Genomic DNA, 24020 nt, shown 5'->3' on the forward strand with positions numbered 1-24020 from the left:
ACGCGACGAGGACGGATACATCCGCCGGGGTGTACACCTGCTACGCGCGTAGATATGCTCGTCTGGTGACCATGCCCACCAATGCACCTGCCCCCACCGCAGAACGCTCGGGAGGTACTCCCGGCGTTCACGCACTCATGGACGTGACCGCGTCCGACGCCTCGCTGCGCCGCTTCCTGCACGGGCTGCCCGGCGTCGACACGGTCGGCCTGGAAGCGCGCGCCGCCGCGCTCGGCACCCGTTCCATCAAGACGACCGCGAAGGCGTACGCCATCGACCTGGCCATCTCGATGGTCGATCTGACGACGCTGGAAGGCGCGGACACCCCAGGCAAGGTCCGGGCGCTCGGCGTGAAGGCGGTCCACCCCGACCCGACCGACCGCACGACCCCGTCGACCGCCGCGGTCTGCGTGTATCCGGACATGGTCGCCACCGCCAGGGCGGCAGTCGCCGGCTCCGGCGTCAAGGTCGCCTCGGTCGCCACCGCCTTCCCGGCCGGCCGCGCCGCCCTCGAGGTGAAGCTCGCGGACGTCCGTGACGCCGTCGCCGCGGGCGCCGACGAGATCGACATGGTCATCGACCGCGGGGCGTTCCTCGCGGGCAGGTACCTGAAGGTGTACGACGAGATCACCGCCGTGCGCGAGGCGTGCGGGACGTCCGCTCGGCTGAAGGTCATCTTCGAGACGGGCGAGCTGTCGACGTACGACAACATCCGCCGGGCGAGCTGGCTCGGCATGCTCGCGGGCGCCGACTTCATCAAGACCTCGACCGGCAAGGTCGCCGTCAACGCCACTCCCGCGAACACCCTGCTGATGCTGGAGGCCGTGCGCGACTTCCGCGAGCGGACCGGCGTCCAGATCGGTGTGAAGCCGGCCGGCGGCATCCGCACCACCAAGGACGCGATCAAGTTCCTCGTCCTGGTCAACGAGACCGCGGGCGAGGACTGGCTGGACAACCACTGGTTCCGCTTCGGCGCCTCCTCGCTCCTGAACGACCTGCTGATGCAGCGTCAGAAGCTGGCCACCGGCCGCTACTCCGGCCCCGACTACGTGACGGTGGACTGATCACCATGGCTTCCGTATTTGAGTACGCACCGGCTCCCGAGTCCCGCTCGGTCGTCGACATCGCCCCTTCCTACGGCCTGTTCATTGACGGCGAGTTCGTGGAGGCCGCCGACGGCAAGGTCTTCAAGACCGTCTCGCCGTCCACCGAGGAGGTCCTCTCCGAGATCGCCCAGGCGGGCGAGGCGGACGTCGACCGCGCCGTGCGGGCCGCCCGCACGGCCTTCGGCAAGTGGTCCGCGCTGCCGGGCTCCGAGCGCGCCAAGTACCTGTTCCGCATCGCGCGGATCATCCAGGAGCGCAGCCGGGAGCTGGCCGTCCTGGAGACGCTGGACAACGGCAAGCCCATCAAGGAGACGCGCGACGCCGACCTTCCCCTGGTCGCCGCCCACTTCTTCTACTACGCGGGCTGGGCCGACAAGCTCGACCACGCCGGCTTCGGCCCCTCGCCGAGGCCGCTGGGCGTGGCCGGCCAGGTCATCCCCTGGAACTTCCCGCTGCTGATGCTGGCGTGGAAGATCGCCCCGGCGCTCGCGACCGGCAACACGGTCGTCCTGAAGCCTGCCGAGACGACTCCGCTGTCGGCCCTGTTCTTCGCGGACATCTGCCGTCAGGCGGGCCTGCCCAAGGGCGTCGTGAACATCCTCCCCGGCTACGGCGACACGGGTGCCGCGCTGGTCGCGCACCCGGACGTGAACAAGGTCGCCTTCACCGGCTCCACGGCCGTCGGCAAGCAGATCGCACGCACGGTCGCGGGCAGCCGCAAGAAGCTCACGCTGGAACTGGGCGGCAAGGGCGCCAATATCGTCTTCGACGACGCGCCGATCGACCAGGCCGTCGAGGGCATCGTCAGCGGCATCTTCTTCAACCAGGGCCAGGTCTGCTGCGCGGGCAGCCGGCTCCTCGTCCAGGAGTCGGTCCAGGACGAGCTGCTGGAGTCGCTCAAGCGCAGGCTGTCCACGCTCCGCCTGGGCGACCCGCTGGACAAGAACACGGACATCGGCGCGATCAACTCCGCCGAGCAGCTCTCCCGGATCACCACGCTCGTGGAGCGGGGCGAGGCGGAGGGCGCCGAGCGCTGGTCCCCCGACTGTGAACTGCCCACGTCGGGCTACTGGTTCGCACCGACGCTCTTCACCAACGTCACCCAGGCGCACACCGTCGCCCGCGACGAGATCTTCGGCCCCGTCCTGTCGGTCCTCAGCTTCCGCACGCCGGAGGAGGCCGTCGCCAAGGCCAACAACACGCCGTACGGCCTGTCGGCGGGCATCTGGACGGAGAAGGGCTCCCGCATCCTCGCGGTGGCGGGCAAGCTCCGCGCGGGCGTGATCTGGTCCAACACGTTCAACAAGTTCGACCCGACCTCGCCGTTCGGCGGGTACAAGGAGTCGGGCTTCGGCCGCGAGGGCGGCCGCCACGGCCTGGAGGCGTACCTCGATGTCCGATAAGACCGACAAGACCGCGCAGCGGCGACTCAGCGTCTTCAAGACCTACAAGCTGTACGTCGGCGGGAAGTTCCCGCGTTCCGAGAGCGGCCGGGTGTACGAGGTGAGCGACACAAAGGGCACGTGGCTGGCCAACGCACCGCAGTCCTCCCGCAAGGACGCCCGGGACGCCGTCGTCGCCGCGCGCAAGGCGTTCGGCGGCTGGTCCGGCGCGACGGCCTACAACCGCGGCCAGATCCTCTACCGCGTCGCGGAGATGCTGGAGGCCCGCAGGGGCCAGTTCGTCCACGAGGTCGCCGACGCCGAGGGCCTGTCGAAGTCCAGGGCCGCCGAGCAGGTCGAGGCGACGATCGACCGCTGGGTCTGGTACGCGGGCTGGACCGACAAGATCGCCCAGGTCGTGGGCGGCGGGAACCCGGTCGCGGGCCCGTACTTCAACCTCTCCTCGCCCGAACCCACGGGCGTGGTCACCGTCCTGGCCCCGCAGGAGTCGTCCTTCCTGGGCCTGGTCTCGGTGGTCGCCCCGGTGATCGCCACCGGCAACACGGCGATCGTGATCGCGAGCGAGCGTTCCCCCCTTCCGGCGCTGTCGCTGGGCGAGGTGTTCGCCACCTCCGACCTTCCCGGCGGTGTCGTCAACGTCCTCTCCGGCCGTACGGCGGAGATCGCGGCGCCTCTGGCCGCCCACCAGGACGTCAACGCGATCGACCTCGCGGGCGCCGACGAGGCGCTGGCGAAGGAGCTGGAGATCGCGGCGGCCGACAACCTGAAGCGCGTTCTTCGTCCACAGCCTGTGGACGACTGGAGCGCCGACCCGGGCACGGACCGTATGACGGCCTTCCTGGAGACGAAGACGGTCTGGCACCCCACGGGTTCACTGGGCGCCTCCGGCTCCTCCTACTGAGGGCCCGCCCGCCGGGGCCCCGCAAGACGCGGAAGCCGCGCCGCCCCTCCGTCCGGGGGCGACGCGGCTTCCGTCCGTGCGGACCGGCCTCAGCCGCCCAGCACCTTCGTCACCTCGCCCAGTACCGGGATCGAGCCGATCGACTGCGCCTGGGCCACCGGCCCGGTGAGCATCTGCGAGGTCAGCGGCTTGAAGTCGGCGAGCTGGGTGCCGACGCCGTTGTCCAGCGGGTCGACGCCGGTGCCCGCGAGGGGGTTGGGCTTGAGCCCTGAGACGGCGCCGGTGACGTACGACAGAGTGCCCAGCGCCCCCTGCACGCCCGCCTGCGGATCGATGTGACCGACGGAGGTGGGCCTTGTGTGCACCACGTCGAGCACCGGTTCGCCGGTGGCCGCGGCGGCGGTCCCGGCGCCGGCGCCCAGCGCCACTCCGGCGGTCGCGAGGGCGGCGAGGGCGCGCCGGCCGGTGGAGGACTGGGGGGAAGCGTGTCGGGCCATCGCGTTGCCGCCTTCTGCTGCACGGGGTGATCAGGTCGACACGAAGGGTAGTTGAGGTGTGACGCGCGCATCAAAGCCGACCCGCGGGGTCGTTGACGGCCGGGGGCATGCCGCACACTGGTGTCCCGTGACCTCCCCTCCGCCCATACCGACGCGAGTCGTGCTGCTCTGCGGCCCCTCCGGCTCCGGCAAGTCCCTGCTCGCCGCCCGCTCCGGCCTTCCGGTGCTGCGGCTCGACGACTTCTACAAGGAGAGCCACGACCCGTCGCTGCCGCTGGTCGCGGGGAGTTCCGACATCGACTGGGACCACCCGGGTTCATGGGACGCGGACGCCGCCGTCGCCTCGATCGTGGAACTGTGCCGCACGGGCCGTACCCACGTTCCCGTGTACGACATCTCGCTCAGCGCCCGCACCGGCGCGGAGGCGATCGAGATCGGGCGGACCCCGCTGTTCATCGCGGAGGGCATCTTCGCCGCCGAGATCGTCGAGCGGTGCCGGGAACGGGGCGTGCTGGCCGACGCGTTGTGTCTGAGCCGCGGCCCGGTGAAGACCTTCCGCCGCCGTTTCCTGCGCGATCTGAAGGAGGGCCGCAAGTCGGTGGCGCTCCTGCTGCGCCGCGGCTGGCGCCTGATGCGCGCCGAGCGCTCCATCGTCGCCCGCCAGACCGCGCTCGGGGCGTACGCCTGCGACCGCGACGAGGCCATGGGCCGCCTCGCGGCAGCGGCGGCGGGTCGTCACGCGGCGGCGAGGAACATCGCGACCGTCAACTGAGCGGGCGCGGCGGCGCGCACCGGCTGCGCGCGAGCGGGGCCGGCCCGGACGCGGGCACGGGGCAGAAAAAAGAGTGAGCGGAACTGGTTGGACCCCCCGGCCCTCCAGCCCCGCTCACTCGGTGCTCCCCCGTGTCCCCCCGGGTGGTGCTTCCCCCGTGCTTGCGCGGTACCGCTCCCCCGGACGTCCCCCGTCGGGTTCCCCCGGTACCGCTTCCCCCGTGTTTCCCCCGTTCACCGGCTCCCCTGAGCCGAGCCGGTCCTTCCCCCGTTCACCCTCAGGCGACAAGCTCCCCGAAGGCGTCCTCCTCGTCACGGCCGAAGCTGAGGACCTCGTCCTCGCGCAGCCGGCGGAGCGACCGCCAGATGCTGGACTTCACCGTGCCGACACTGATGTCGAGGATCTCCGCGATCTCCGGGTCGGTGCGGCCCTCGTAGTAGCGCAGGACCAGCATCGTCCGCTGGAGTTCGGGGAGCCGGGTCAGCGCCTGCCACAGGACCGCGCGCAGCTCGGTGCCGCGCATCGCGTCCGTGTCGCCGGGCGTCTCCGGCAGTTCCTCGGTCGGGTACTCGTTCAGCTTGCGGCGGCGCCACGCGCTGATGTGCAGGTTGGTCATCGTCCGGCGGAGGTATCCGCCGACCGCTGCCTTGTCGCTGATCCGGTCCCAGGCCCGGTACGTCGAGAACAGCGCGCTCTGGAGCAGGTCCTCGGCCTCGAAGCGGTCGCCGGTGAGGTGGTAGGCGGTTGCGTACAGGGAGGCACGGCGTTCCTGGACGTAGGCGGTGAACTCCGCCTCCGTCAGGGAGCGCCGCTCCCCCGAGTCCTCCCTGTACGCGGCTCCCCCGTGAGCCGCCTGTTCCCCCGCGTCGACCACCGTCATGAAAGCGGTGTGCTGACGCCCGGTGCTGCGAGCGCACCCCCGTGCTCCCCCGCGCTCCAGACCGCTCACCCGGGAGGGACCTGCGTCCGCCCCGGTCTTCTCGGAACCCCGGTTCACGTCGTGCAGACGCGTGACGACCGCGACTGCGTTGGTGCTCATACCGTGCAGCGTGTTCATCTCGCGCCCCCCGTCGTGGACTTACCGGTGTTCGGTCTCGCTCCGGTCCGGCTCCGCTGTGTTCCGCGTCGCCTTGCCCGTGACGAAAAGATTGCCGGGGCCACTTCATCGGCGTGTCCGCCGACTGTCACAGACCTGTCACAGGGGCCTGTCAGGGGAACACCACAGCCCGCGCACAGGAGGCCGCAGTACGGCACTTGCCCCGGTCGGGGCAGGTCACCGCGGGGCTCTGCCCGGGGCGGGGGCGCGGCGGCCGGGGCCGGACCGCGGACATCCGCGAGACGCCGCCACCTCCCGCGCGGCCCGCCCCGCACCATGTCGGCAGCCCTTCACCGGTCTCCCCGCAGGCTCCGGCCGGGTGGGCCCGTAGCTGTCGAAACCGCAGGTCCATGGGCCATGGGACGGATTTCCGTGCCCTCTCGGCACACGAGTTCGAGGACGTGTCCGGCCCGGTGCCGGCCCCCCGCACGCCGCCCGTGTCACCGGGCCCGCACCCCCGTGCGACCTCATCCCCGACCCACAGGTCGAACGACAGGCCCCTCATGGGCCAGAATGAGCCCGTGCCTTCCCTGTTGCTGATCGAGGACGACGACGCCATCCGTACGGCCCTGGAGCTCTCACTGACGCGCCAGGGACACCGGGTGGCCACCGCTGCCAGCGGTGAGGACGGTCTGAAGCTGCTGCGCGAGCAGCGGCCGGATCTCATCGTGCTGGACGTGATGCTGCCCGGCATCGACGGTTTCGAGGTGTGCCGGCGTATCCGGCGCACCGACCAACTGCCGATCATTCTGCTCACCGCGCGCAGCGACGACATCGACGTGGTCGTCGGACTGGAGTCCGGCGCCGACGACTACGTGGTCAAACCCGTGCAGGGCCGGGTGCTGGACGCCCGCATCCGGGCCGTGCTGCGGCGCGGGGAGCGCGAGTCGAGCGACTCGGCCACGTTCGGGAGCCTCGTCATCGACCGCGCGGCGATGACGGTGACGAAGAACGGCGAGGACCTCCAGCTCACCCCGACCGAACTGCGGCTGCTGCTCGAACTGAGCAGGCGGCCGGGGCAGGCCCTGTCCCGGCAGCAGTTGCTGCGGCTGGTGTGGGAACACGACTACCTGGGCGACTCACGGCTGGTGGACGCCTGCGTCCAGCGGCTGCGGGCCAAGGTCGAGGACGTGCCGTCGTCCCCCGTGCTGATCCGTACCGTGCGTGGTGTCGGCTACCGCCTGGACGCCCCTCAGTGACAGAGCCGCAGGGGGGGCTCCGCGGCTGGTCCGCGGCGCGAAAGGGAAGACTGTCGCGGCTGCGTCTGACCAGTCTGCGGCTGCGGCTCGTCGTCGTCTTCGGGGCGGTGGCGCTGACCGCCGCCGTGTCCGCGTCCGGCATCGCGTACTGGCTCAACCGCGAGGCCGTGCTGACCCGCACCCAGGGTGCGGTGCTGCGGGACTTCGAGCAGGAGATGCAGAACCGGGCCGGTTCGCTGCCCGAGCATCCCTCGCAGGACGAGCTCCAGCACACGGCCGGGCAGATGGCCAACAGCAGCCAGCGCTTCAGCGTGCTGCTGGTGGGCGAGGACGCGGAGGACAGGACCGTCTTCGGGAGCTCGGGCGGTCTGAACGTATTCGCGCTGGAGGACGTGCCCGAGTCGCTGCGTACGGCGGTGAACAAACGGCAGGACGTCACGGACGGCAACACCTCGCCGTACCACGTGTACTGGCAGCGGGTCGTGACCCACGGGACGCCGTACCTGGTGGCCGGGACGAAGGTGATCGGGGGCGGGCCGACCGGGTACATGCGCAAGTCGCTGGAGCCGGAGGCCAAGGACCTCAACTCGCTGGCCTGGTCGCTGGGGATCGCCACCGCACTCGCCCTGATCGGGGCCGCGCTGCTCGCGCAGGCCGCCGGGACGACCGTGCTGAAGCCGGTGCACCGGCTGGGCGTCGCGGCGCGGCGGCTCGGCGAGGGCCGGTTCGACACCCGGTTGCAGGTGTCCGGGACGGACGAACTCGCCGATCTCTCACGGACCTTCAACCGGGCGGCCGAGTCGCTGGAGAAGCGGGTCGCGGACATGGCGGCGCGGGACGACGCCTCACGGCGCTTCGTCGCCGACATGTCGCACGAGCTGCGGACGCCCCTGACCGCCATCACCACCGTCGCGGAGGTGCTGGAGGAGGAGCTGGACGCCGAGTCGGGCAGTATCGACCCGATGATCGAGCCCGCGGTGCGGCTGGTGGTCAGTGAGACGCGGCGGCTGAACAACCTGGTCGAGAACCTGATGGAGGTCACCCGCTTCGACGCGGGCACGGCGCGGCTGGTCCTGGACGATGTGGACGTCGCCGACCAGATCACCCACTGCATCGACGCGCGGGCCTGGCTGGACGCGGTCGACCTGGACGCCGAGCGGGGCATCCACGCCCTTCTCGACCCGCGCCGCCTGGACGTCATCCTCGCCAACCTCATCGGCAACGCGCTCAAGCACGGCGGCTCGCCGGTGCGGGTGTCGGTGTCGGCGGCGGACGACGCGGTCGTCATCTCCGTGCGCGACCACGGGCCCGGCATCCCCGAGGAGGTGCTGCCGCACGTCTTCGACCGGTTCTACAAGGCGAGCGCCTCCCGGCCGCGTTCCGAGGGCAGCGGGCTCGGCCTGTCCATCGCCCTGGAGAACGCCCACATCCACGGCGGCGAGATCACCGCGGCCAACTCCGCCGAGGGCGGCGCGGTGTTCACGCTGCGGCTGCCCCGGGGCGTCCTGGAGGCGCAGGAGCAGGGCGGCGAGGAGGGCGCGGGGGCGGTGCGGGCCGTGCCGCCTGCGCAGTCCGGGCAATCGGTGCACTCCGGTGGCTCCGGCAGTTGCGGCAATTCCGGGAAGGACAAGGGGGACGCGTCGTGACCGAGGGCCGTGCGACCGTAGGTCGGCTGCTCGCCGTTCCCGTGCTGGCCGGCCTGCTCGCCGGCTGCGGGATCCGGGCGACCGAGGTGCCGACCGACTTCGGGCCCGCGCCCTCCCGGGTGCGCTGCTCGCTCACCGAGCCCGACGTGACGACGCAGGCCGGCCGGGCCGGCGTGCCGGTGCAGGTGTTCCTGCTGTGCGGTTCCTCGCTGGTTGCCGTCGACCGGTCCGTGCGGGTGCCCAACGGCGCGGCGGACTTCGAGCGGCGGGTGCTGGTGGCGCAGGGACTGCTCGACCAGCTCGCCGAGTCGCCCTCGGCGGCCGAGAAGGAGGCCGGGTACACGACGGACGTGCGCGGCGGCATGACGGTGCGCGGGCCCGGTGCGAAGGACCCGGACGACGCGCTGCGGCTGAGCAGTCAGCCCGGCAACCTGACCTCGTACGCCCTCGCCCAGCTCGTCTGCACGTTCTCCGACTCGGCGGCGGCCGAGGGGGACGGCTCGGTGATCCTCGGCGGCCCGGGCTCCGACCCGCTGCGCCGCTACGAATGCACCGACGAGGTCCGCTCCCGCCCCGGCAGCGCGGAACCCCCGTCGTCGACGGTCACCGGCAACGGCGGCTGAGGCGCCGTCCCGCGGAGGTTGCCCGGCACTGGGCGCACGGGAGGTCCGCCCGGTGTGGCGGACGCCTCATGACGTTCCCGGCGGTCGCGGTCGTCGCAGGTCACCGTCTGCCCGGGGGCGACGCCGGAGGGCCCGGGCCGGCGACCGCGGCCGGTGGCACGGGACGGGCCGGAACCGATCGTGCCGGGGGGCGCGTCTTGGGGGGCGTGCAGCGTCAAGGCTCCATCGGCGGCAGCGCCGCGATCCGCATCCGCGCGGCCGGGATTCTCCTCCTGGCCGCCCACCTCGTGTTCGTCGCCTGGGTCGCGCTGCGCCCCCTGAACGTCCCCTGGGTGGTGCCGGCGAACCTCCACCCCTTCGACGGGATCCGGGCCGACCTGAGACTGGGCTGGCCCGAGGCGTCCCGGCGGATCGGCGAGGGGCTGGGGCTGCTGGCCCCGCTGGGCTTCCTGCTGCCGCTGGTGCACGGGAGGCTCCGGGTGTCGCCGCTCGCGTCCCTGATCCGTACGGTGACGGCGGGCGCCCTGCTGTCCCTGGGCATCGAGCTGCTCCAGACCGGGGTGCCCGGCCAGGTGGTGGACGTCGACTCGATGCTGCTGAACACCGTGGGCGTGGCGCTGGCGCACGTCGCGGTGGTGCCGGTGGTGCGGGCGTGGCTGCGTCGCCGGGACGAGCCCATGGAGCCTGCGGCGGTCCGCCACGAGGAGGCCGCTCAGGGTCCGACCCCGAGGATTACCAGGGTCGGCGTCGCACCGTAGAGCGACGCTTCGTCCCCTTCGTCACCGTAGCGTCGACATCAGACGGAGCAGCCGCAAGGGCCGCCTCCGTCCCCCACTCTCGACTTCGCTCGAGCGGGTGGGGCCCCCATCGCTCACGAAGGAGCCGCAGATGTCCAGCCTCGCTCGCCCCACCAACGGCCGCATGATCGGCGGAGTGTGCGCCGCGCTGGCCCGGCGCTTCGGCACCTCCGCGACCACGATGCGCGTGATCTTCCTGCTCTCCTGTCTCCTGCCCGGTCCGCAGTTCCTGCTCTACATAGCGCTGTGGGTCCTGCTTCCGTCGGAGGCCAAGGCGGCGCGCACGGCCTGGTGACGGCCGTCCGCCGACGCCGTTGGGGCGCACCCCGGTCTCCGGGTGCGCCCCAACGGCGTTGGCGCGGGTGACGAGCGGCGCCGTTCAGCCCAGCGGGAGGCCGTTCACCGGGAGGCCGTGCGTGGGCAGGCCCTGGAGCGGCAGACCGCCGAGCAGACCGGCGACGGGCGCGGTGGGCCCCCCGGCGAGCAGCTTCTCGGCGACCGGCTGAGCGGCGGCCAGGCCCGCACCGAGGGCCGGCTGAGCCTGCGACAGCGCCTCACCGGCACCCGGCAGCGCCTTGGCCACGTTCTCCGCCGGCAGTGTCCTGGTGATGCCGTCCAGGGTCTGGGCGGCGTCCGGCACGGCGGGGGCGGCGTTCGCGGCGCCCGCCCCGACGGCGGCGAAGGCGGCACCGAGAGCGGCGACACCGAGGGTCTTGGCAGCAGACTGCTTCATGATGAATGCGTCCTCGAATGGGATACGGGGAACCGAGCGGTTCTCGACCGTAAACACGGAGAGGGGTCGGCGGCAAACATTGAAATGCGGACGGATGGTGAACACCCGCCCGCATTCCACACCTCGGGAAACCCGGCGCTCAGCCTTCCGTGGCCGCAGAACCACTGGTGGAGGCGGTCTGCTGGAACAGCCATTCGGACTTGAGCTCGGAATAACCGGGCTTGATCACGTCACTGATCATGGCGAGTCGTTCATCGAAAGGAATGAATGCTGACTTCATAGCATTGACGGAGAACCACTGGAGATCGTCGAGCGTATAACCGAACGCGTCGACAAGGTGCTCGAATTCCCGGCTCATACTGGTGCCGGACATCAGGCGGTTGTCCGTGTTGACGGTGGCCCGGAAGTGGAGCCGGCGCAGCAGGCCGATGGGGTGCTCGGCGTAGGAGGCGGCCGCTCCGGTCTGGAGGTTGGAACTGGGGCACAGCTCCAGCGGGATGCGCTTGTCGCGGACGTAGGAGGCGAGCCGGCCGAGCTTCACGCTGCCGTCGGCGGCGACCTCGATGTCGTCGATGATGCGCACGCCGTGCCCGAGCCGGTCGGCGCCGCACCACTGGAGCGCCTGCCAGATGGACGGCAGCCCGAAGGCCTCGCCGGCGTGGATGGTGAAGTGGTTGTTCTCGCGCTTCAGGTACTCGAAGGCGTCGAGGTGCCGGGTGGGCGGGAAGCCCGCCTCCGCGCCCGCGATGTCGAAGCCCACGACCCCGAGGTCCCGGTAGCGGTTGGCGAGTTCGGCGATCTCCAGGGCGCGGGCCGCGTGCCGCATGGCGGTGAGCAGGGCGCCGACACGGATGCGGTGCCCGTTGCGCCGGGCCGTCCGCTCACCCTCCCGGAAGCCCTCGTTGACGGCCTCGACGACCTCTTCGAGGCTGAGTCCGCCCTCGAGGTGCTGCTCGGGGGCGTAGCGCACCTCGGCATAGACGACGCCGTCCTCGGCGAGGTCCTCGGCGCACTCGCGGGCGATCCGGACGAGCGCGTCGCGGGTCTGCATCACGCCGACGGTGTGGGAGAAGGTCTCCAGATAGCGTTCCAGGGAACCGGAGTCGGCGGCCTCCCGGAACCAGACGCCGAGCTTGTCGGGGTCGGCCTCGGGGAGTTGGGCGTACCCGTTGTCGCGGGCGAGGTCGACGATCGTGCCGGGGCGCAGCCCACCGTCGAGATGGTCGTGCAGCAGAACCTTGGGTGCCCGCCGGATCTGGTCCGAGCTCGGGGTGGTGCCCGTCTGGGTGCTCTGGCTCGTCATTGGCGCACTCTAACTCCTACGCGCGTAGACGGCGCGTTGTACAACTCCGCCGATATGTAACGGTGACCGCACGGACGGGTGGAGTACATCGGCGCTTCTGACACTGTTCTGTCATGGCACAGGATGTGACGCCGGTTCGGACGGTCCGGCTCGGGAGGGCGCTCGGTCCGGCGCCGACGGCGGTGAGCGGGGCGGTGCTGCTGCTCCCGGGCGGCGAGGAGGTCTCCAGCCGCAGACCGTCCGCCGTGTGGGGGGCCGGCTTCGTGCGGGGGCTCGGGCGCGGGCTCGCCAGGGCGGGACGGGAGGAGGGCCTCGTCGTCCATACCGTGCACTACCGCTACCGGGGCTGGAACGGCAGCGAGGCGCATCTCGCGGCCGACGCGGCCTGGGCGGCCGACGAGGTCGTACGGCGTTACGGGGACGTCTCCGTATGCCTGGCCGGCGTCGACATGGGCGCGCGGGCGGCGCTGCGGGCGGCCGGACACGAAGCCGTCAACTCCGTGCTGGCGATCGCTCCCTGGCTGCCGGAGGAGGACATGGCCGCCGCACCCGAACCGGTGAAGCAGCTGGCCGGGCGGCGGGTGCTGATCGTGCACGGCACGAAGGACGAGCGCTGCGACCCCGAGCTGTCCTTCCGGCTGGCGGCGCGGGCGAAGAAGGCGAACCGGGACGTGTGCCGGTTCGAGGTGCACTCCGACGGCCACGGGCTGCACCAGTACCGGAGCGAAGTCCTGGCGCTGGCCGAGGACTTCGTCATGGGCGCGCTGTTCGGGCGGACGCTCTCCCGGCCCGTGGAGGACGCGCTGGCCGCCCCGCCGCCGCTGGGGCTGCGGATGCCGCTGGCCGTCGGCTTCGGCAAGTCGTTACGGCGCCGGGGACGCCCCTGAGTCACCGCGTCGCCCCGGCGAGGGGTGCGCCGACTCGGGCCGGCGGCCGATCGCTGCTTCGGGCCGGCGGCCGATCGTTGCCTCGGACCGGCTGAGGGCCTGCCGGATCGGAGCGGCCGGGGCGGGGGCTCAGTGGGGCAGCAGGTTCCCCCTTCTCGACAGGAGGAACTTCTTGAAGGCCGCGACCGGCGGGGTGTCCGGGTGGCCGTCCAGCCAGGCCACGCCGATCTCGCGGACGGCGCGCGGGGCCGTCACCGTCAGCTCCACCACCCCCGGCCTGGCCACGGCGGGCGGCGGCAGCAGGGCCACGCCGAGACCCGCCGCGACCAGCCCGCGCAGGGTCTCCGCCTCCTCGCCCTCGAAGGCGACCCGGGGGCGGAACCCGGCCTCCTTGCAGAGGTCGTCGGTGATGCGGCGCAGACCGTAACCGGGCTCCAGCGTCACGAACGTCTCGTCGGCGGCCTCGGCGAGGCGCACCCGTCTGCGGGCGGCGAGGCGGTGGTCGGCCGGGACCACCAGACGCAGTTTCTGCTCGTCGAGGCGGCGGCCCACCAGGTCGGGGGCGTCCGGGACCGGGGAGGTCAGACAGAGGTCCAGCTCCCCCGCCCGGAGCCCCTCGAGCATCGCCTCGCCGTAGTTCTGGACGAGGCTGAAGCGGACGCGCGGGTGATCGGCCCGGAAGGCGTGGATCAGCCCGGGGACGGTCTCGGCGCCCATGGTGTGCAGGAAGCCGAAGGCGACCTTGCCGGTGGCCGGGTCGGCGTCCGCCCGGACCTCGTCGGCGGCCCGCTCGATCTCGTCGAGGGCGCGTTCGACGGAGGCGAGGAACGTACGCCCGGCGGGAGTGAGGGAGACCGTGCGGCCGTGCCGGGCGAACAGGTCGACTCCCAGGTCCTGTTCGAGGCGGACCATGGCCCGGGACAGCGTCGACTGCGGCACCTGCATCTCCTGCGCGGCCCGCGTCACGTGCTCGGTCCGGGCGACCCCGGCGAAGTAGGCGAGCCTCGGGGCCAGCAGCCTGGACATGACCGTCGCGTCCGCCATGTCTTCTGTGTCACTGGACGGTGACAGGCGACCGTCTGACCTCTGCTGATGCACCATGGGAACGATTATGACGATTCCGTGCATTGGACGGATGAGCGGGGGCGTACGTAACTTCGAGGCATGTCTCCCGCCAGTACCGGGGCGTCCACGCTCGTGGGCGCCGCGTCCTCCGCTCCCGTCTCCCCCGACTCCCGAATGACCCCCGGCGACCCCGGTTACCGCCGGATGAGCTTCGCGCTCTTCCTCGCCGGCGTGGCGACCTTCGCCCTGCTGTACTCCACGCAGGCGCTGCTGCCGTTGATCTCTGACGACTTCGGGGTGGCGGCGAGCCGGGCCAGCTGGACGGTAGCGGCGGCGACCGGCGGCCTCGCGCTGTTCGTGCTGCCGATGAGCGCCCTGTCGGAGCGCTACGGCCGCCGTACGGTGATGACGGCCTCGCTGGGCGTCGCGGTGGGCGTGGGCGTGCTGGTCCCCTTCGCCCCCTCGCTGGGCACGCTGGTCGTGCTGCGGGCGGTGCAGGGTGCGGCGCTGGCCGGGCTTCCGGCCTCGGCGACCGCGTACCTGGCCGAGGAGGTCCGGCCGAAGGCGCTCGTCACGGCGATCGGCCTGTTCGTGGCGGGCAACAGCGTCGGCGGGATGAGCGGCCGCGTCATCACCGGCTGGGTCGCCCAGGAGTGGGGCTGGCGGGTGGCCGTCGGGGTGATCGGCGCCCTCGCGGTGGCCTGCGCGATCGCCTTCCGGCTGCTGCTGCCGGCGCCGCGGCACTTCAGGGCGGGATCACTCGCGCCCCGCGTCCTGCTGCGCACGGTCCGCGAGCACCTCGCCGACCCGCTGCTGTGCCGCCTGTACGCGATCGGCGCGCTGTTCATGACCGTCTTCGGCGGCGTGTACACGGTGATCGGCTACCGGCTGACGGAGGCGCCCTTCTCCCTCCCGCAGGGCATCGTCGGCTCGATCTTCCTGGTGTACCTGGTGGGCACGGTGTCGGCGTCGACGGCGGGCCGGCTGGTCGGCCGTCTCGGCCGGCGCGGAGCGCTGTACCTCGCGGGCGGCACCACGGCCGCGGGACTGCTGCTGTCGCTGGCGGACTCCCTGGCCCCGGTCCTGCTGGGCCTGGTCCTGATCACGGCGGGCTTCTTCGCGGGGCACGCGGTGGCGTCCTCGGCGGTCAGCAAGACGGCGACGACCGGCCGCGCACAGGCCTCCGCGCTGTACCAGTCCGCGTACTACATCGGCTCCAGCGTGGGGTCCACGGTCGGCGCGCTGGCCTTCCACTCGGGCGGCTGGTCCGGCACGGTCGCGGTGGGTGTCCTGGCGGTGCTGGGCGTCGTGACGATCACGGTGTTCGGGACGCGGGCGGCCCGCCGGGAGACGCTGGTCGCCGCCCACTGATACATCCCGCGGCCTTCCCCCCGCGGTCCTGCTCTTCCCCCTGCGGTCTTTGGCCTTCCCCCTGTTCAGGACCGGTTGTCAGCGGTGGCGCGTAGCCTCCGCGCGACAACCGGCTCGAGCAGGGGGATTTTCGATGGAGTTCCGGATCGACCGCGCCGATCTGGTCGAGGCGGTGGCCTGGGCGGCCCGCGCGCTGCCGGCCCGTACGCCGGTGCCGGTGCTGGGCGGGCTGCTGCTGGACGCGACGGCGGGGCGGCTGAGCGTGGCGGGCTTCGACTTCGAGACGGCGGCCCGCATCGAGACGGACGCCGAGGTCGGTGCGGCGGGCGGGGTGCTCGTGCTCGGCCGCCGGCTCCTCGACATCTGCAAGGTCCTGCCCGACGGGCCGGTCAGCTGCGCCCTGGCGGGCACCCGGTTCACGGTCGAGGCGGGCGGCACCAGCTTCGGCCTGTCGACCCTCCCGCGCGAGGAGTACCCCGCTGTGCCCGAGCCGCCGCGGGCGTACGGCACCGTGGACGCGACCGCCGTCGCCCAGGTGGCGGTGGCCGCGGGCCGCGACGACACGCTCCCGGTGCTCACGGGCGTCCAGCTGCGCCTGGAGGGCGACGAGATGACCCTGTCGGCCTCGGACCGCTACCGGTACGCGGTACGGCGGATGGAGTGGAAGCCGCAGGCGGCCGTCGAGGGAGTGGCGGAGGCACTCGTGCCCGCCCGGCGTCTGCTGGACGTGAGCCGGTCCCTGGCGCGGTGCGGGGACGTCCGGATCGGGCTGGACGAGGGCTCGGGTCCGATCGGGTTCGAGGGGGGACGGATGCGGACGGTGGTGCGGCGGCTGGACGGAAGGCTGCCGTCGTACGGGAAGCTGTTCGACATGGCGGGGGCCGCCGTCGCCGAGGTGGAGTGCGGCGCGCTGACCGAGGCCGTGCGCAGAGTCGCGGTGGTGGCGGAGGCGAACAGTCCGGTGCGGCTGGACTTCTCGGCAGGGTCCGTCGTGCTGCGCGCCGGGTACGGCGACGACGTGGCCACCCAGCGGCTGCCCGCGGGGCTGACCGGCGCCGAGGAGGTGACCGTGGCCTTCAACCCGGCGTATCTGCTGGACGCGCTGGCCTCCTTCGAGGCGCCGGGACTGCGGGTGGAGCTGCTGGGGACGGGCCAGCGGGCGCTGCTCGGCCCGGCGGGGGCGCCTGAAAGCCACCGGCACCTGCTGATGTCGGTGAAACAGCTGGTCTGACCCTGCCCGGAGGACCCCTTCGACCTGCGCTTTCGTCGACTCGGCGGGCCGTTGTCAGTGGGCTGCGGTAGCTTCCGAAGTGCTGGGCGCGAAGACGCGTGACAGAACGGCCACAGGGGTGGGTGGACGATGGGCAACAGCACGGCGACGACGACCGACATCGACGTCGCACTGGAGAAGCACCGGACCGAGCTGACCGGCTACTGCTACCGCATGCTCGGCTCCTCCTTCGAGGCCGAGGACGCGGTGCAGGACACCCTGGTGCGCGCCTGGCGGAGCTACGAGAAGTTCGAGGGACGCTCCAGTCTGCGCTCCTGGCTGTACCGGATCGCGACCAACGTCTGCCTGGACATGCTGACGGCCGGCAACAAGCGGGCCCGGCCGATGGACCTCGCCGAGCCCACCCCGCTCGCCCGGGCCGCCCTCTCCCCCCGCCCCGACCACACCTGGCTGGAGCCGATGCCGGACGCACGTGTGCTGCCGACCGTGCAGGACCCGGCCGAGGCGGCGATCGCCAAGGAGTCGGTGCGCCTCGCGTTCATGGCCGCGTTGCAGCAGCTCCCGCCGAAGCAGCGGGTGGTGCTGATCCTGCGGGAGGTGCTGGCGTGGAAGGCGAGCGAGGTCGCCGAGCTGCTCGACACCTCGGTCGCCTCGGTGAACAGCGCGCTCCAGCGGGCGCGGGCGACGCTGGCCGAGCGGGAGTCCTCGGGCGCCGACGCGGCGGTGTCGGACCCGTTGGACGAGCAGCAGCAGGAACTGCTCGAACGCTACGTGGCGGCCTTCGAGGGCTACGACATGACGGCGCTGACGGCGCTCCTCCACGAGGACGCCATCATGACGATGCCGCCGTTCGACCTGTGGCTGACCGGCCACGACGACATCACCGGCTTCATGACCACGCTCGGCTCCGCCTGCGAGGGCTCGCGGCTGCTGCCGGTCCAGGTCAACGGTCTGCCGGGCTTCGCCCAGTACAAGCCGGACCCGGACAAGGGCGGGTTCACCCCGTGGGCGATCCAGATCCTGGAGATCTCAGCGGGCCGCCTCACCGGGTTCCACTTCTATCTCGACACCCAGCGGTGGTTCCCCCTCTTCGGCCTGCCCCTCCACCTCGAAGCGGAGACCGACCAGGTCGAGCAGGGCGCGTAGGGCGGGGTCGGGCGCGCGCAGCCGTATGCGTCCTCCGGCCCGCCGGGCGGCCAGCTGAAGCCGCGCCAGCAGATCGACGGCGAGGAGGCTCGGCGGCCCCATCCCGGCGACGTCGCAGACGACGACCGGGGCGCCGGTGACCTCGAGCAGCCCCCGAACGTCGTCGGCCAGCCCGGTCACCCGCGGGCGGGTGAGGGGGCCGGTCAGAGTGAGTACGGGGGGTGTCGTCGCTTCCACGATCGGTAGACCGGCGCGGGGCGCCCAACTCATCGGAGCGGGAGAGCTCCCGGCCGGCCGACCGCTCGGACGGCCGGTCAGGGGCGGCCGGGACGCGCCTGCGGTCGCCTTCAGGCGATGCGCTCCAGCACCACCGGCGACGCGGTGAACCCGGTGTCCGCCGCGCCGATGTCGTAGGAGCCCGTCACCGCCTGGAGCGCGTACGCGAAGCGCTCCGGGGTGTCCGTGTGGAGGGTCAGGAGGGGCTGGCCCTCCTTGACCGTGTCGCCGGGCTTGGCGTGCAGTTCGACGCCCGCACCGGCCTGCACCGGGTCCTCCTTGCGGGCGCGGCCCGCGCCCAGGCGCCAGGCGGCGATGCCGATGTCGTAGGCGTCGAGGCGGGTCAGGACGCCCGAGGCCTCCGCCTTCACCACGTGCTGCTCCCTCGCCGTGGGCAGCGCGGCGTCCGGGTCGCCGCCCTGGGCCGCGATCATGCGCCGCCAGACGTCCATCGCCGAGCCGTCGGCCAGCGCCTTCGCCGGGTCCGCGTCCTTCACGCCGGCCGCGTCGAGCATCTCGCGGGCGAGCGCGATCGTCAGCTCCACCACGTCGGCCGGGCCGCCGCCGGCCAGGACCTCGACCGACTCGCGGACCTCCAGGGCGTTGCCGGCGGTGAGACCGAGCGGGGTGGACATGTCGGTCAGCAGGGCGACCGTCCGCACGCCGTGGTCCGTACCCAGGCCGACCATCGTCGAGGCCAGCTCGCGCGCGTCCTCGATGGTCTTCATGAAGGCGCCGGTGCCCACCTTCACGTCCAGGACAAGGGAACCGGTGCCCTCGGCGATCTTCTTCGACATGATCGACGAGGCGATCAGCGGGATCGCCTCCACCGTGCCGGTCACGTCGCGCAGGGCGTACAGCTTCTTGTCGGCCGGGGCGAGGCCGTCGCCGGCGGCGCAGATCACCGCGCCGGTCGTGTCCAGTACGTGCAGCATCTCGTCGTTGGAGAGCAGCGCGCGCCAGCCGGGGATCGACTCCAGCTTGTCCAGGGTGCCGCCGGTGTGGCCGAGGCCCCGACCGGAGAGCTGCGGGACCGCCGCGCCGCAGGCCGCCACCAGCGGGGCCAGCGGGAGCGTGATCTTGTCGCCGACGCCGCCCGTGGAGTGCTTGTCGGCCGTGGGGCGGGACAGGGCGGAGAAGTCCATGCGCTCGCCGGAGGCGATCATCGCGGCGGTCCAGCGGGCGATCTCACGGCGGTTCATGCCGTTGAGGAGGATGGCCATGTTGAGGGCGGCCATCTGGTAGTCGGCGACCTCACCGCGGGTGTACGCGTCGATGACCCAGTCGATCTGCTCGTCGCTGAGCTCACCGCGGTCCCGCTTGCTGCGGATGACGGAGACGGCATCCATCGACAACTGCGTCATGGCTTTCCTTCCGGTGGTGCACCGCGGTGCGGGTGCACGGTGGTGCGACAAGACGTGGGAGAAAGTGCGCGGCCCCTCTGCGCCGGTCAGAGGGGCCGCACGGGGTTACGTGGCGAGATGGTCCGGGCCGAAGGCCTGCGGCAGCATCTCGGCCAGCGGCAGGATTCCCGCCGGGGTCTCCAGCAGCAACTCGGGGCCGCCGAACTCGTAGAGCAGCTGGCGGCAGCGGCCGCAGGGGACGAGGATCTCGCCCCTGCCGTCCACGCAGGTGAAGTGCGTGAGCCGGCCGCCGCCGGTGTTCTGGAGCTCCGAGACCAGCCCGCACTCGGCGCACAGGCCGAGTCCGTAGGAGGCGTTCTCGACATTGCAGCCGGACACGGTCCGGCCGTCGTCGACGAGGGCGGCCACGCCCACCGGGTAGCCGGAGTACGGGGCGTACGCCCGGGACATGGCCTCCCGGGCCGCCGTACGCAGCCGCTCCCAGTCGACCGCGGCGACGGGCGGGGTCACTTGCCCTGCCCCTTCCGGTAGCGCATGCCGTCGGCCTTGGGCATGCGCAGGCGCTGCGCCGACAGCGAGAGCACCAGCAGCGTGACGACGTACGGGGTGGCGCCCACGAAGTCGCTCGGGACCTCGTCGGTGAACAGGTACCAGATCAGGACCAGCACGGCCATGACCGCGCAGGTCGCGCTCTGCCACAGGGCCTTCTTGTAGAGCTTCCAGCCGGCCAGCCCGGCCAGGAGCACGACCAGCAGGAGCAGCAGCGCGTGGACGGTCTCGCCGCCGTTGCGCAGCTGAAGTGCGTCGGAGTAGCCGAACAGGCCCGCGCCCATGGCCAGTCCGCCCGGACGCCAGTTGCCGAAGATCATGGCGGCAAGGCCGATGTAGCCGCGCCCACCGGTCTGGCCCTCGAGGTAGGTGTGCGAGGTGACCAGCGCGAGGAAGGCGCCGCCGAGGCCGGCGAGGCCGCCGGAGACGGCCACGGCCGCGTACTTGTAGCGGTAGACGTTGACGCCGAGGGACTCCGCGGCGATCGGGTTCTCACCGCAGGAGCGCAGCCGCAGGCCGAACGGGGTACGCCACAGCAGCCACCAGCTGCCGACGAACAGCAGCGCGGCGAAGATCGTCACCACGGACAGGTCGGTGACCAGGCCGCCGAGGATGCCCGCGATGTCGGAGATCAGGAACCAGTGGTGGTTCTCGAGGGACTTGAGGCCGTCGGAGAGACCGGGTACGTCGACGTTGGGCAGCGATTCCACGGGCGGGGACTGCTTGGGGTTGCCGCCCGCCTCCGCCGCGCCGCCCTCCGAGAAGAAGATCTTGGCGAGGTACTGGGTGATGCCCAGCGCGAGGAGGTTCACCGCGACACCGGAGACGATGTGGTCGACGCCGAAGGTGATGGTCGCGACGGCGTGCACGAGGCCGCCGAGGACACCGAAGCCGACGCCGCACAGCAGGCCGAGCCAGGGGTTGGACTGCCAGCCGATCCAGCCGGCGCCGAAGGTGCCGAGGATCATCATGCCCTCGAGGCCGATGTTGACCACGCCGGAGCGCTCGGACCACAGGCCGGCGAGGCCGGCGAGGCCGATGGGCACGGCCAGGCCGAGGGCGGCGGAGACCTGGCCCTCGGAGGTGAGCTGGTTGGACCCGGTGATGACGCGGACCGCGGCGACGAGCAGCAGCGCGCCCGCGACGATCATGAGGATCTGGCCCACCGAGCGGCCCGACCGGGCGCCCGCGGTGTCCGCCTTGGGTGCCGCGGGGGGCGGCGTGTCGGTCATCGTGGCAGTCATCACGCCACCTCCTGCTTCTGGGTCGCGGCGGCCTGGGCGGCGAGCTCGGCGCCGACCCGCTGTTGCTGGCGCTTGAGGCCGTAGCGGCGGACGAGCTCGTAGGCGATGACGACGCACAGGACGATGACGCCCTGGATGACGCCGAGGATTTCCTTGTCGTACCCCTCGAACTCGAGGTGGTTGGTGGTGCGCTCCAGGAAGCCCCAGAGCAGCGCGCCGAGCGCGATACCGACCGGGTTGTTGCGGCCGAGCAGTGCGATGGCGATGCCGGTGAAACCGATACCCGACGGGAAGTCGTTGCTGAACTGGTGGCTGTCGTTGAGCAGGGTCGGCATGCCGATCAGACCGGCCACCGCCCCCGAGATGATCATGCTGGTGGCGACCATCTTCTTGACGGAGACACCACTGGCGGTGGCGGCGCTCTCGGACTGGCCGACGCTGCGCAGGTCGAAGCCGAACCGGGTGCGGCCGAGCACGAACCAGTACGCGACGCCGACGAGCACGGCGATGACGATGAAGCCCCACAACACGCCGGCCGGGCCCGTGTCGATGCTGAAGAAGTACGAGGAACGGGGCAGCGGCTCGGTGGAGACGATCGTGCCACCGCTCTGGAGTTCGGCGAGCTTACCCGGCTGCAACAGGTAGGCGATGATCGCGGTGGCGATCGAGTTCAGCATGATCGTCGAGATGACCTCGCTGACGCCTCGGGTCACCTTCAGGATGCCCGCGATGGCGGCCCACAGGGCGCCGGTCGCCATGGCGCACAGGATGATCAGCGGGATGGCGATCCAGCCGGGGAGGGTCAGCGCACCGCCGAGGACCGCGGCGAAGAACGCGGCCATCCGGTACTGGCCGTCGACGCCGATGTTGAACAGGTTCATGCGGAAGCCGATGGCCACCGAGACACCCGCCAGGTAGTACGTCGTCGCCTTGTTCAGGATGTAGACCTGGCTGTCGCTGGCGGAACCGTAGGTCACCATGTCGCTGAAGGCGGCGCCCGGGTTCTTGCCGGTGGCGAGAATGACCAGGGCGGTGACGACGAGCGCGGCGACGATCGCCAGCAGCGGCGCCGCGATGCCGAGGAGCAGCCGCTCCTTGTCGATGCGTTGGGTCAGCTTCTTCATCGGGCGTCGTCCTCTGTGTGCTCCAGGTGGCCGGTCGCCGCACCCGTCATGGCGGAGCCCAGCTCCTCGGGGGTGATGGTGGCGGGGTCGGCGTCGGCGACCAGGCGGCCGCGGTACATCACGCGCAGGGTGTCGGAGAGCCCGATGAGCTCGTCCAGGTCGGCGGAGATCAGCAGCACGGCCAGGCCTTCGCGGCGGGCCTCGCGGATATGGTCCCAGATCGCGGCCTGTGCGCCGACGTCCACGCCGCGCGTGGGGTGGGCGGCGATGAGCAGCTTGGGCGCGTGGCTCATCTCGCGGCCGACGATCAGCTTCTGCTGGTTGCCGCCGGACAGCGACGCGGCGGTCACGTCGATGCCGGGCGTGCGGACGTCGTACGCGCCGACGATGCGCTCGGTGTCGGCGCGGGCGGCCTTGATGTCGAGCAGCCGGCCGCGGGAGTTGGGCTTCTCGGTGACGTGGCCGAGGATGCGGTTCTCCCACAGCGGCGCCTCGAGGAGCAGGCCGTGGCGGTGCCGGTCCTCGGGGATGTAGCCGACGCCGGCCTCGCGGCGGTTGCGGGTGGGGACGTGCGAGATGTCGGTGCCGTCGAGGACGATGGCGCCGGCGTCCGGGTCGCGGATGCCCATGATCGCCTCGACCAGCTCGGACTGGCCGTTGCCCTCCACACCGGCGATGCCGAGGACCTCGCCCTTGTGGATCGTGAGGGAGATCTCGTCGAGGATGATCCGCTCGACGCCGTCGAGGTCCATCTGGCTCAGGTGCAGCTTCTCCACCTCGAGCAGCGGGACGTCCGTGACCGTGGACTCCTCGGTCTCGGGCGTGGGCAGCTCGCTGCCGACCATCAGCTCGGCGAGCTGCTTGGGGGTGGTGTCCGCGGGCTCGACCGTGCCGACGGTGGTGCCCCGCCGGATGACGGTGATCTCGTCGGCGACGGAGAGGACCTCTCCCAGCTTGTGGGAGATGAAGATGACGGTGAGGCCCTCGGCCTTCAGCTCGCGCAGGTTGTCGAAGAGGGCGTCGACCTCCTGCGGCACCAGGACGGCGGTGGGCTCGTCGAGGATGAGGGTCTTGGCGCCGCGGTAGAGGACCTTGAGGATCTCCACACGCTGGCGGTCGGCGACGCCGAGCTCCTCCAGGAGGACGTCGGTGCGGACGTTCAGTCCGTAGGCGTCGGAGATCTCCCTGATCTTCTTACGGGCCTTGGCGCCGATGCCGTGGAGCTTCTCCGCGCCGAGAACGACGTTCTCCAGGACGGTGAGGTTGTCGGCGAGCATGAAGTGCTGGTGCACCATGCCGATGCCGCGGGCGATGGCGTCGGCGGGGGTGCTGAAGGTGACCTGGTCGCCGTTCACGGTGATGGTGCCCTCGTCCGGCTGCTGCATGCCGTAGAGGATCTTCATCAGGGTGGACTTGCCGGCACCGTTCTCACCGCACAGGGCGTGAACCGTGCCGGTGCGGACCGTGATGTCGATATCGCGGTTGGCGACGACTCCGGGGAATCGCTTGGTGATGCCGCGCAGTTCGACGGCAGCGGGAGGGCTGGACGCGTTGATGGCGCACTCTCCTGGGGGAAAGGGGCTGCGTAGGGGAGGGCAGGCGTCGGCGACGCTAGCGCGGCAACTCCGCGCTACACGCGTAGAGTTGACACATTGTTATGGCTCGACGAGGGGGGTTCTGAAACACC

24 protein-coding genes are annotated in these 24020 nt (G+C 71.7%); 13 read left to right on the forward strand and 11 right to left on the reverse strand.

Going from position 1 to position 24020, the window contains the following annotated elements; translation table 11 throughout:
- The first annotated feature begins 71 nt into the window (after positions 1–71).
- Genes deoC through OHS71_RS15955 form a run of 3 tightly spaced genes read left to right on the forward strand, consistent with a single transcriptional unit; the run spans position 72 to position 3410 of the window.
- Positions 72–1064 carry a deoxyribose-phosphate aldolase gene (deoC, locus tag OHS71_RS15945; protein WP_328484529.1) on the forward strand — a complete coding sequence of 331 codons (993 nt, stop codon included), beginning with the start codon at positions 72–74 and terminating at the stop codon, positions 1062–1064.
- 5 nt (positions 1065–1069) lie between these two features.
- The gene (locus tag OHS71_RS15950; protein ID WP_328480053.1) at positions 1070–2509 is read left to right on the forward strand and encodes an aldehyde dehydrogenase family protein; all 1440 of its coding nucleotides are present in this window, start codon (positions 1070–1072) and stop codon (positions 2507–2509) included.
- Complete coding sequence (locus OHS71_RS15955; RefSeq protein WP_328480054.1) at positions 2499–3410, forward strand: aldehyde dehydrogenase family protein; 912 nt, start codon at positions 2499–2501, stop codon at positions 3408–3410. Before OHS71_RS15950 ends, OHS71_RS15955 begins: the two co-directional genes overlap by 11 nt.
- A gap of 89 nt (positions 3411–3499) precedes the next feature.
- Here OHS71_RS15955 and OHS71_RS15960 read toward each other — a convergent pair whose 3' ends face one another.
- Positions 3500–3907 carry a hypothetical protein gene (locus tag OHS71_RS15960; RefSeq protein ID WP_328480055.1) on the reverse strand — a complete coding sequence of 136 codons (408 nt, stop codon included), beginning with the start codon at positions 3905–3907 and terminating at the stop codon, positions 3500–3502.
- A 58-nt stretch (positions 3908–3965) separates the two neighbouring features.
- Between OHS71_RS15960 and OHS71_RS15965 the strand changes: the two genes are divergently transcribed.
- Positions 3966–4679 (forward strand): uridine kinase family protein, encoded by a 714-nt coding sequence (locus OHS71_RS15965; protein WP_328480056.1) that lies wholly within the window; start codon positions 3966–3968, stop codon positions 4677–4679.
- A 277-nt stretch (positions 4680–4956) separates the two neighbouring features.
- Here the strand turns inward: OHS71_RS15965 and OHS71_RS15970 are convergent, their stop codons facing one another.
- Positions 4957–5736, reverse strand: a complete 780-nt coding sequence (locus tag OHS71_RS15970) for a SigE family RNA polymerase sigma factor (protein WP_328480057.1) — start codon at positions 5734–5736, stop codon at positions 4957–4959.
- 560 nt (positions 5737–6296) lie between these two features.
- On the opposite strand from OHS71_RS15970, the gene afsQ1 reads away from it, so the two are divergent.
- The 5 genes from afsQ1 (at position 6297) to OHS71_RS15995 (ending at position 10335) form a co-directional block, all read left to right on the forward strand.
- The gene (gene afsQ1 / locus OHS71_RS15975) at positions 6297–6974 is read left to right on the forward strand and encodes a two-component system response regulator AfsQ1 (RefSeq protein ID WP_028807033.1); all 678 of its coding nucleotides are present in this window, start codon (positions 6297–6299) and stop codon (positions 6972–6974) included.
- Positions 6971–8620 carry a sensor histidine kinase gene (locus OHS71_RS15980; protein WP_328480058.1) on the forward strand — a complete coding sequence of 550 codons (1650 nt, stop codon included), beginning with the start codon at positions 6971–6973 and terminating at the stop codon, positions 8618–8620. The genes afsQ1 and OHS71_RS15980 overlap by 4 nt, the downstream gene beginning before the upstream one ends.
- The gene (locus tag OHS71_RS15985) at positions 8617–9243 is read left to right on the forward strand and encodes a hypothetical protein (RefSeq protein ID WP_328480059.1); all 627 of its coding nucleotides are present in this window, start codon (positions 8617–8619) and stop codon (positions 9241–9243) included. The genes OHS71_RS15980 and OHS71_RS15985 overlap by 4 nt, the downstream gene beginning before the upstream one ends.
- A 206-nt stretch (positions 9244–9449) precedes the next feature.
- Positions 9450–10001: a VanZ family protein gene (locus tag OHS71_RS15990; protein WP_328480060.1), complete on the forward strand. Its 552-nt coding sequence runs from the start codon at positions 9450–9452 to the stop codon at positions 9999–10001.
- 130 nt (positions 10002–10131) lie between these two features.
- A complete protein-coding gene (locus tag OHS71_RS15995; protein WP_328480061.1) occupies positions 10132–10335 on the forward strand; it encodes a PspC domain-containing protein in 204 nt (67 codons plus the stop codon).
- Positions 10336–10419: 84 nt separating this feature from the next.
- Here OHS71_RS15995 and OHS71_RS16000 read toward each other — a convergent pair whose 3' ends face one another.
- On the reverse strand, positions 10420–10773 hold the full coding sequence (locus OHS71_RS16000; RefSeq protein WP_328480062.1) for an ATP-binding protein: 354 nt from the start codon (positions 10771–10773) through the stop codon (positions 10420–10422).
- 139 nt (positions 10774–10912) lie between these two features.
- On the reverse strand, positions 10913–12076 hold the full coding sequence (locus OHS71_RS16005) for an adenosine deaminase (protein WP_328480063.1): 1164 nt from the start codon (positions 12074–12076) through the stop codon (positions 10913–10915).
- Positions 12077–12189: 113 nt separating this feature from the next.
- On the opposite strand from OHS71_RS16005, the gene OHS71_RS16010 reads away from it, so the two are divergent.
- Complete coding sequence (locus tag OHS71_RS16010; protein WP_328480064.1) at positions 12190–12963, forward strand: prolyl oligopeptidase family serine peptidase; 774 nt, start codon at positions 12190–12192, stop codon at positions 12961–12963.
- 129 nt (positions 12964–13092) lie between these two features.
- On the opposite strand, the gene OHS71_RS16015 is transcribed toward OHS71_RS16010, so the two are convergent.
- A complete protein-coding gene (locus tag OHS71_RS16015) occupies positions 13093–14064 on the reverse strand; it encodes a LysR family transcriptional regulator (protein ID WP_328480065.1) in 972 nt (323 codons plus the stop codon).
- 63 nt (positions 14065–14127) lie between these two features.
- Here OHS71_RS16015 and OHS71_RS16020 point away from each other — a divergent pair, with 63 nt between their 5' ends.
- The 3 genes from OHS71_RS16020 (at position 14128) to OHS71_RS16030 (ending at position 17776) form a co-directional block, all read left to right on the forward strand.
- Positions 14128–15399, forward strand: a complete 1272-nt coding sequence (locus tag OHS71_RS16020) for an MFS transporter (protein ID WP_328480066.1) — start codon at positions 14128–14130, stop codon at positions 15397–15399.
- Positions 15400–15532: 133 nt separating this feature from the next.
- On the forward strand, positions 15533–16630 hold the full coding sequence (dnaN, locus tag OHS71_RS16025) for a DNA polymerase III subunit beta (protein WP_328480067.1): 1098 nt from the start codon (positions 15533–15535) through the stop codon (positions 16628–16630).
- A gap of 129 nt (positions 16631–16759) precedes the next feature.
- Entirely contained in the window at positions 16760–17776 is a 1017-nt protein-coding gene (locus tag OHS71_RS16030) for a sigma-70 family RNA polymerase sigma factor (RefSeq protein WP_328480068.1), read from the forward strand.
- On the opposite strand, the gene OHS71_RS16035 is transcribed toward OHS71_RS16030, so the two are convergent.
- The 6 genes from OHS71_RS16035 to OHS71_RS16060 form a co-directional block, all read right to left on the reverse strand.
- Positions 17660–18046 carry an STAS domain-containing protein gene (locus OHS71_RS16035; RefSeq protein ID WP_328480069.1) on the reverse strand — a complete coding sequence of 129 codons (387 nt, stop codon included), beginning with the start codon at positions 18044–18046 and terminating at the stop codon, positions 17660–17662. The genes OHS71_RS16030 and OHS71_RS16035 overlap by 117 nt on opposite strands.
- Positions 18047–18123: 77 nt before the next feature.
- Positions 18124–19401, reverse strand: a complete 1278-nt coding sequence (locus OHS71_RS16040; protein ID WP_328484530.1) for a thymidine phosphorylase — start codon at positions 19399–19401, stop codon at positions 18124–18126.
- A 120-nt stretch (positions 19402–19521) separates the two neighbouring features.
- A complete protein-coding gene (locus OHS71_RS16045) occupies positions 19522–19926 on the reverse strand; it encodes a cytidine deaminase (RefSeq protein WP_328480070.1) in 405 nt (134 codons plus the stop codon).
- The gene (locus tag OHS71_RS16050) at positions 19923–21209 is read right to left on the reverse strand and encodes an ABC transporter permease (RefSeq protein ID WP_328480071.1); all 1287 of its coding nucleotides are present in this window, start codon (positions 21207–21209) and stop codon (positions 19923–19925) included. The genes OHS71_RS16045 and OHS71_RS16050 overlap by 4 nt, the downstream gene beginning before the upstream one ends.
- Complete coding sequence (locus OHS71_RS16055; protein WP_328480072.1) at positions 21209–22333, reverse strand: ABC transporter permease; 1125 nt, start codon at positions 22331–22333, stop codon at positions 21209–21211. Before OHS71_RS16055 ends, OHS71_RS16050 begins: the two co-directional genes overlap by 1 nt.
- Entirely contained in the window at positions 22330–23856 is a 1527-nt protein-coding gene (locus OHS71_RS16060; protein ID WP_398148217.1) for an ABC transporter ATP-binding protein, read from the reverse strand. Before OHS71_RS16060 ends, OHS71_RS16055 begins: the two co-directional genes overlap by 4 nt.
- Between the last annotated feature and the right edge of the window lie 164 nt (positions 23857–24020).

Source organism: Streptomyces sp. NBC_00377, from assembly GCF_036075115.1.
Lineage (GTDB): Bacteria > Actinomycetota > Actinomycetes > Streptomycetales > Streptomycetaceae > Streptomyces.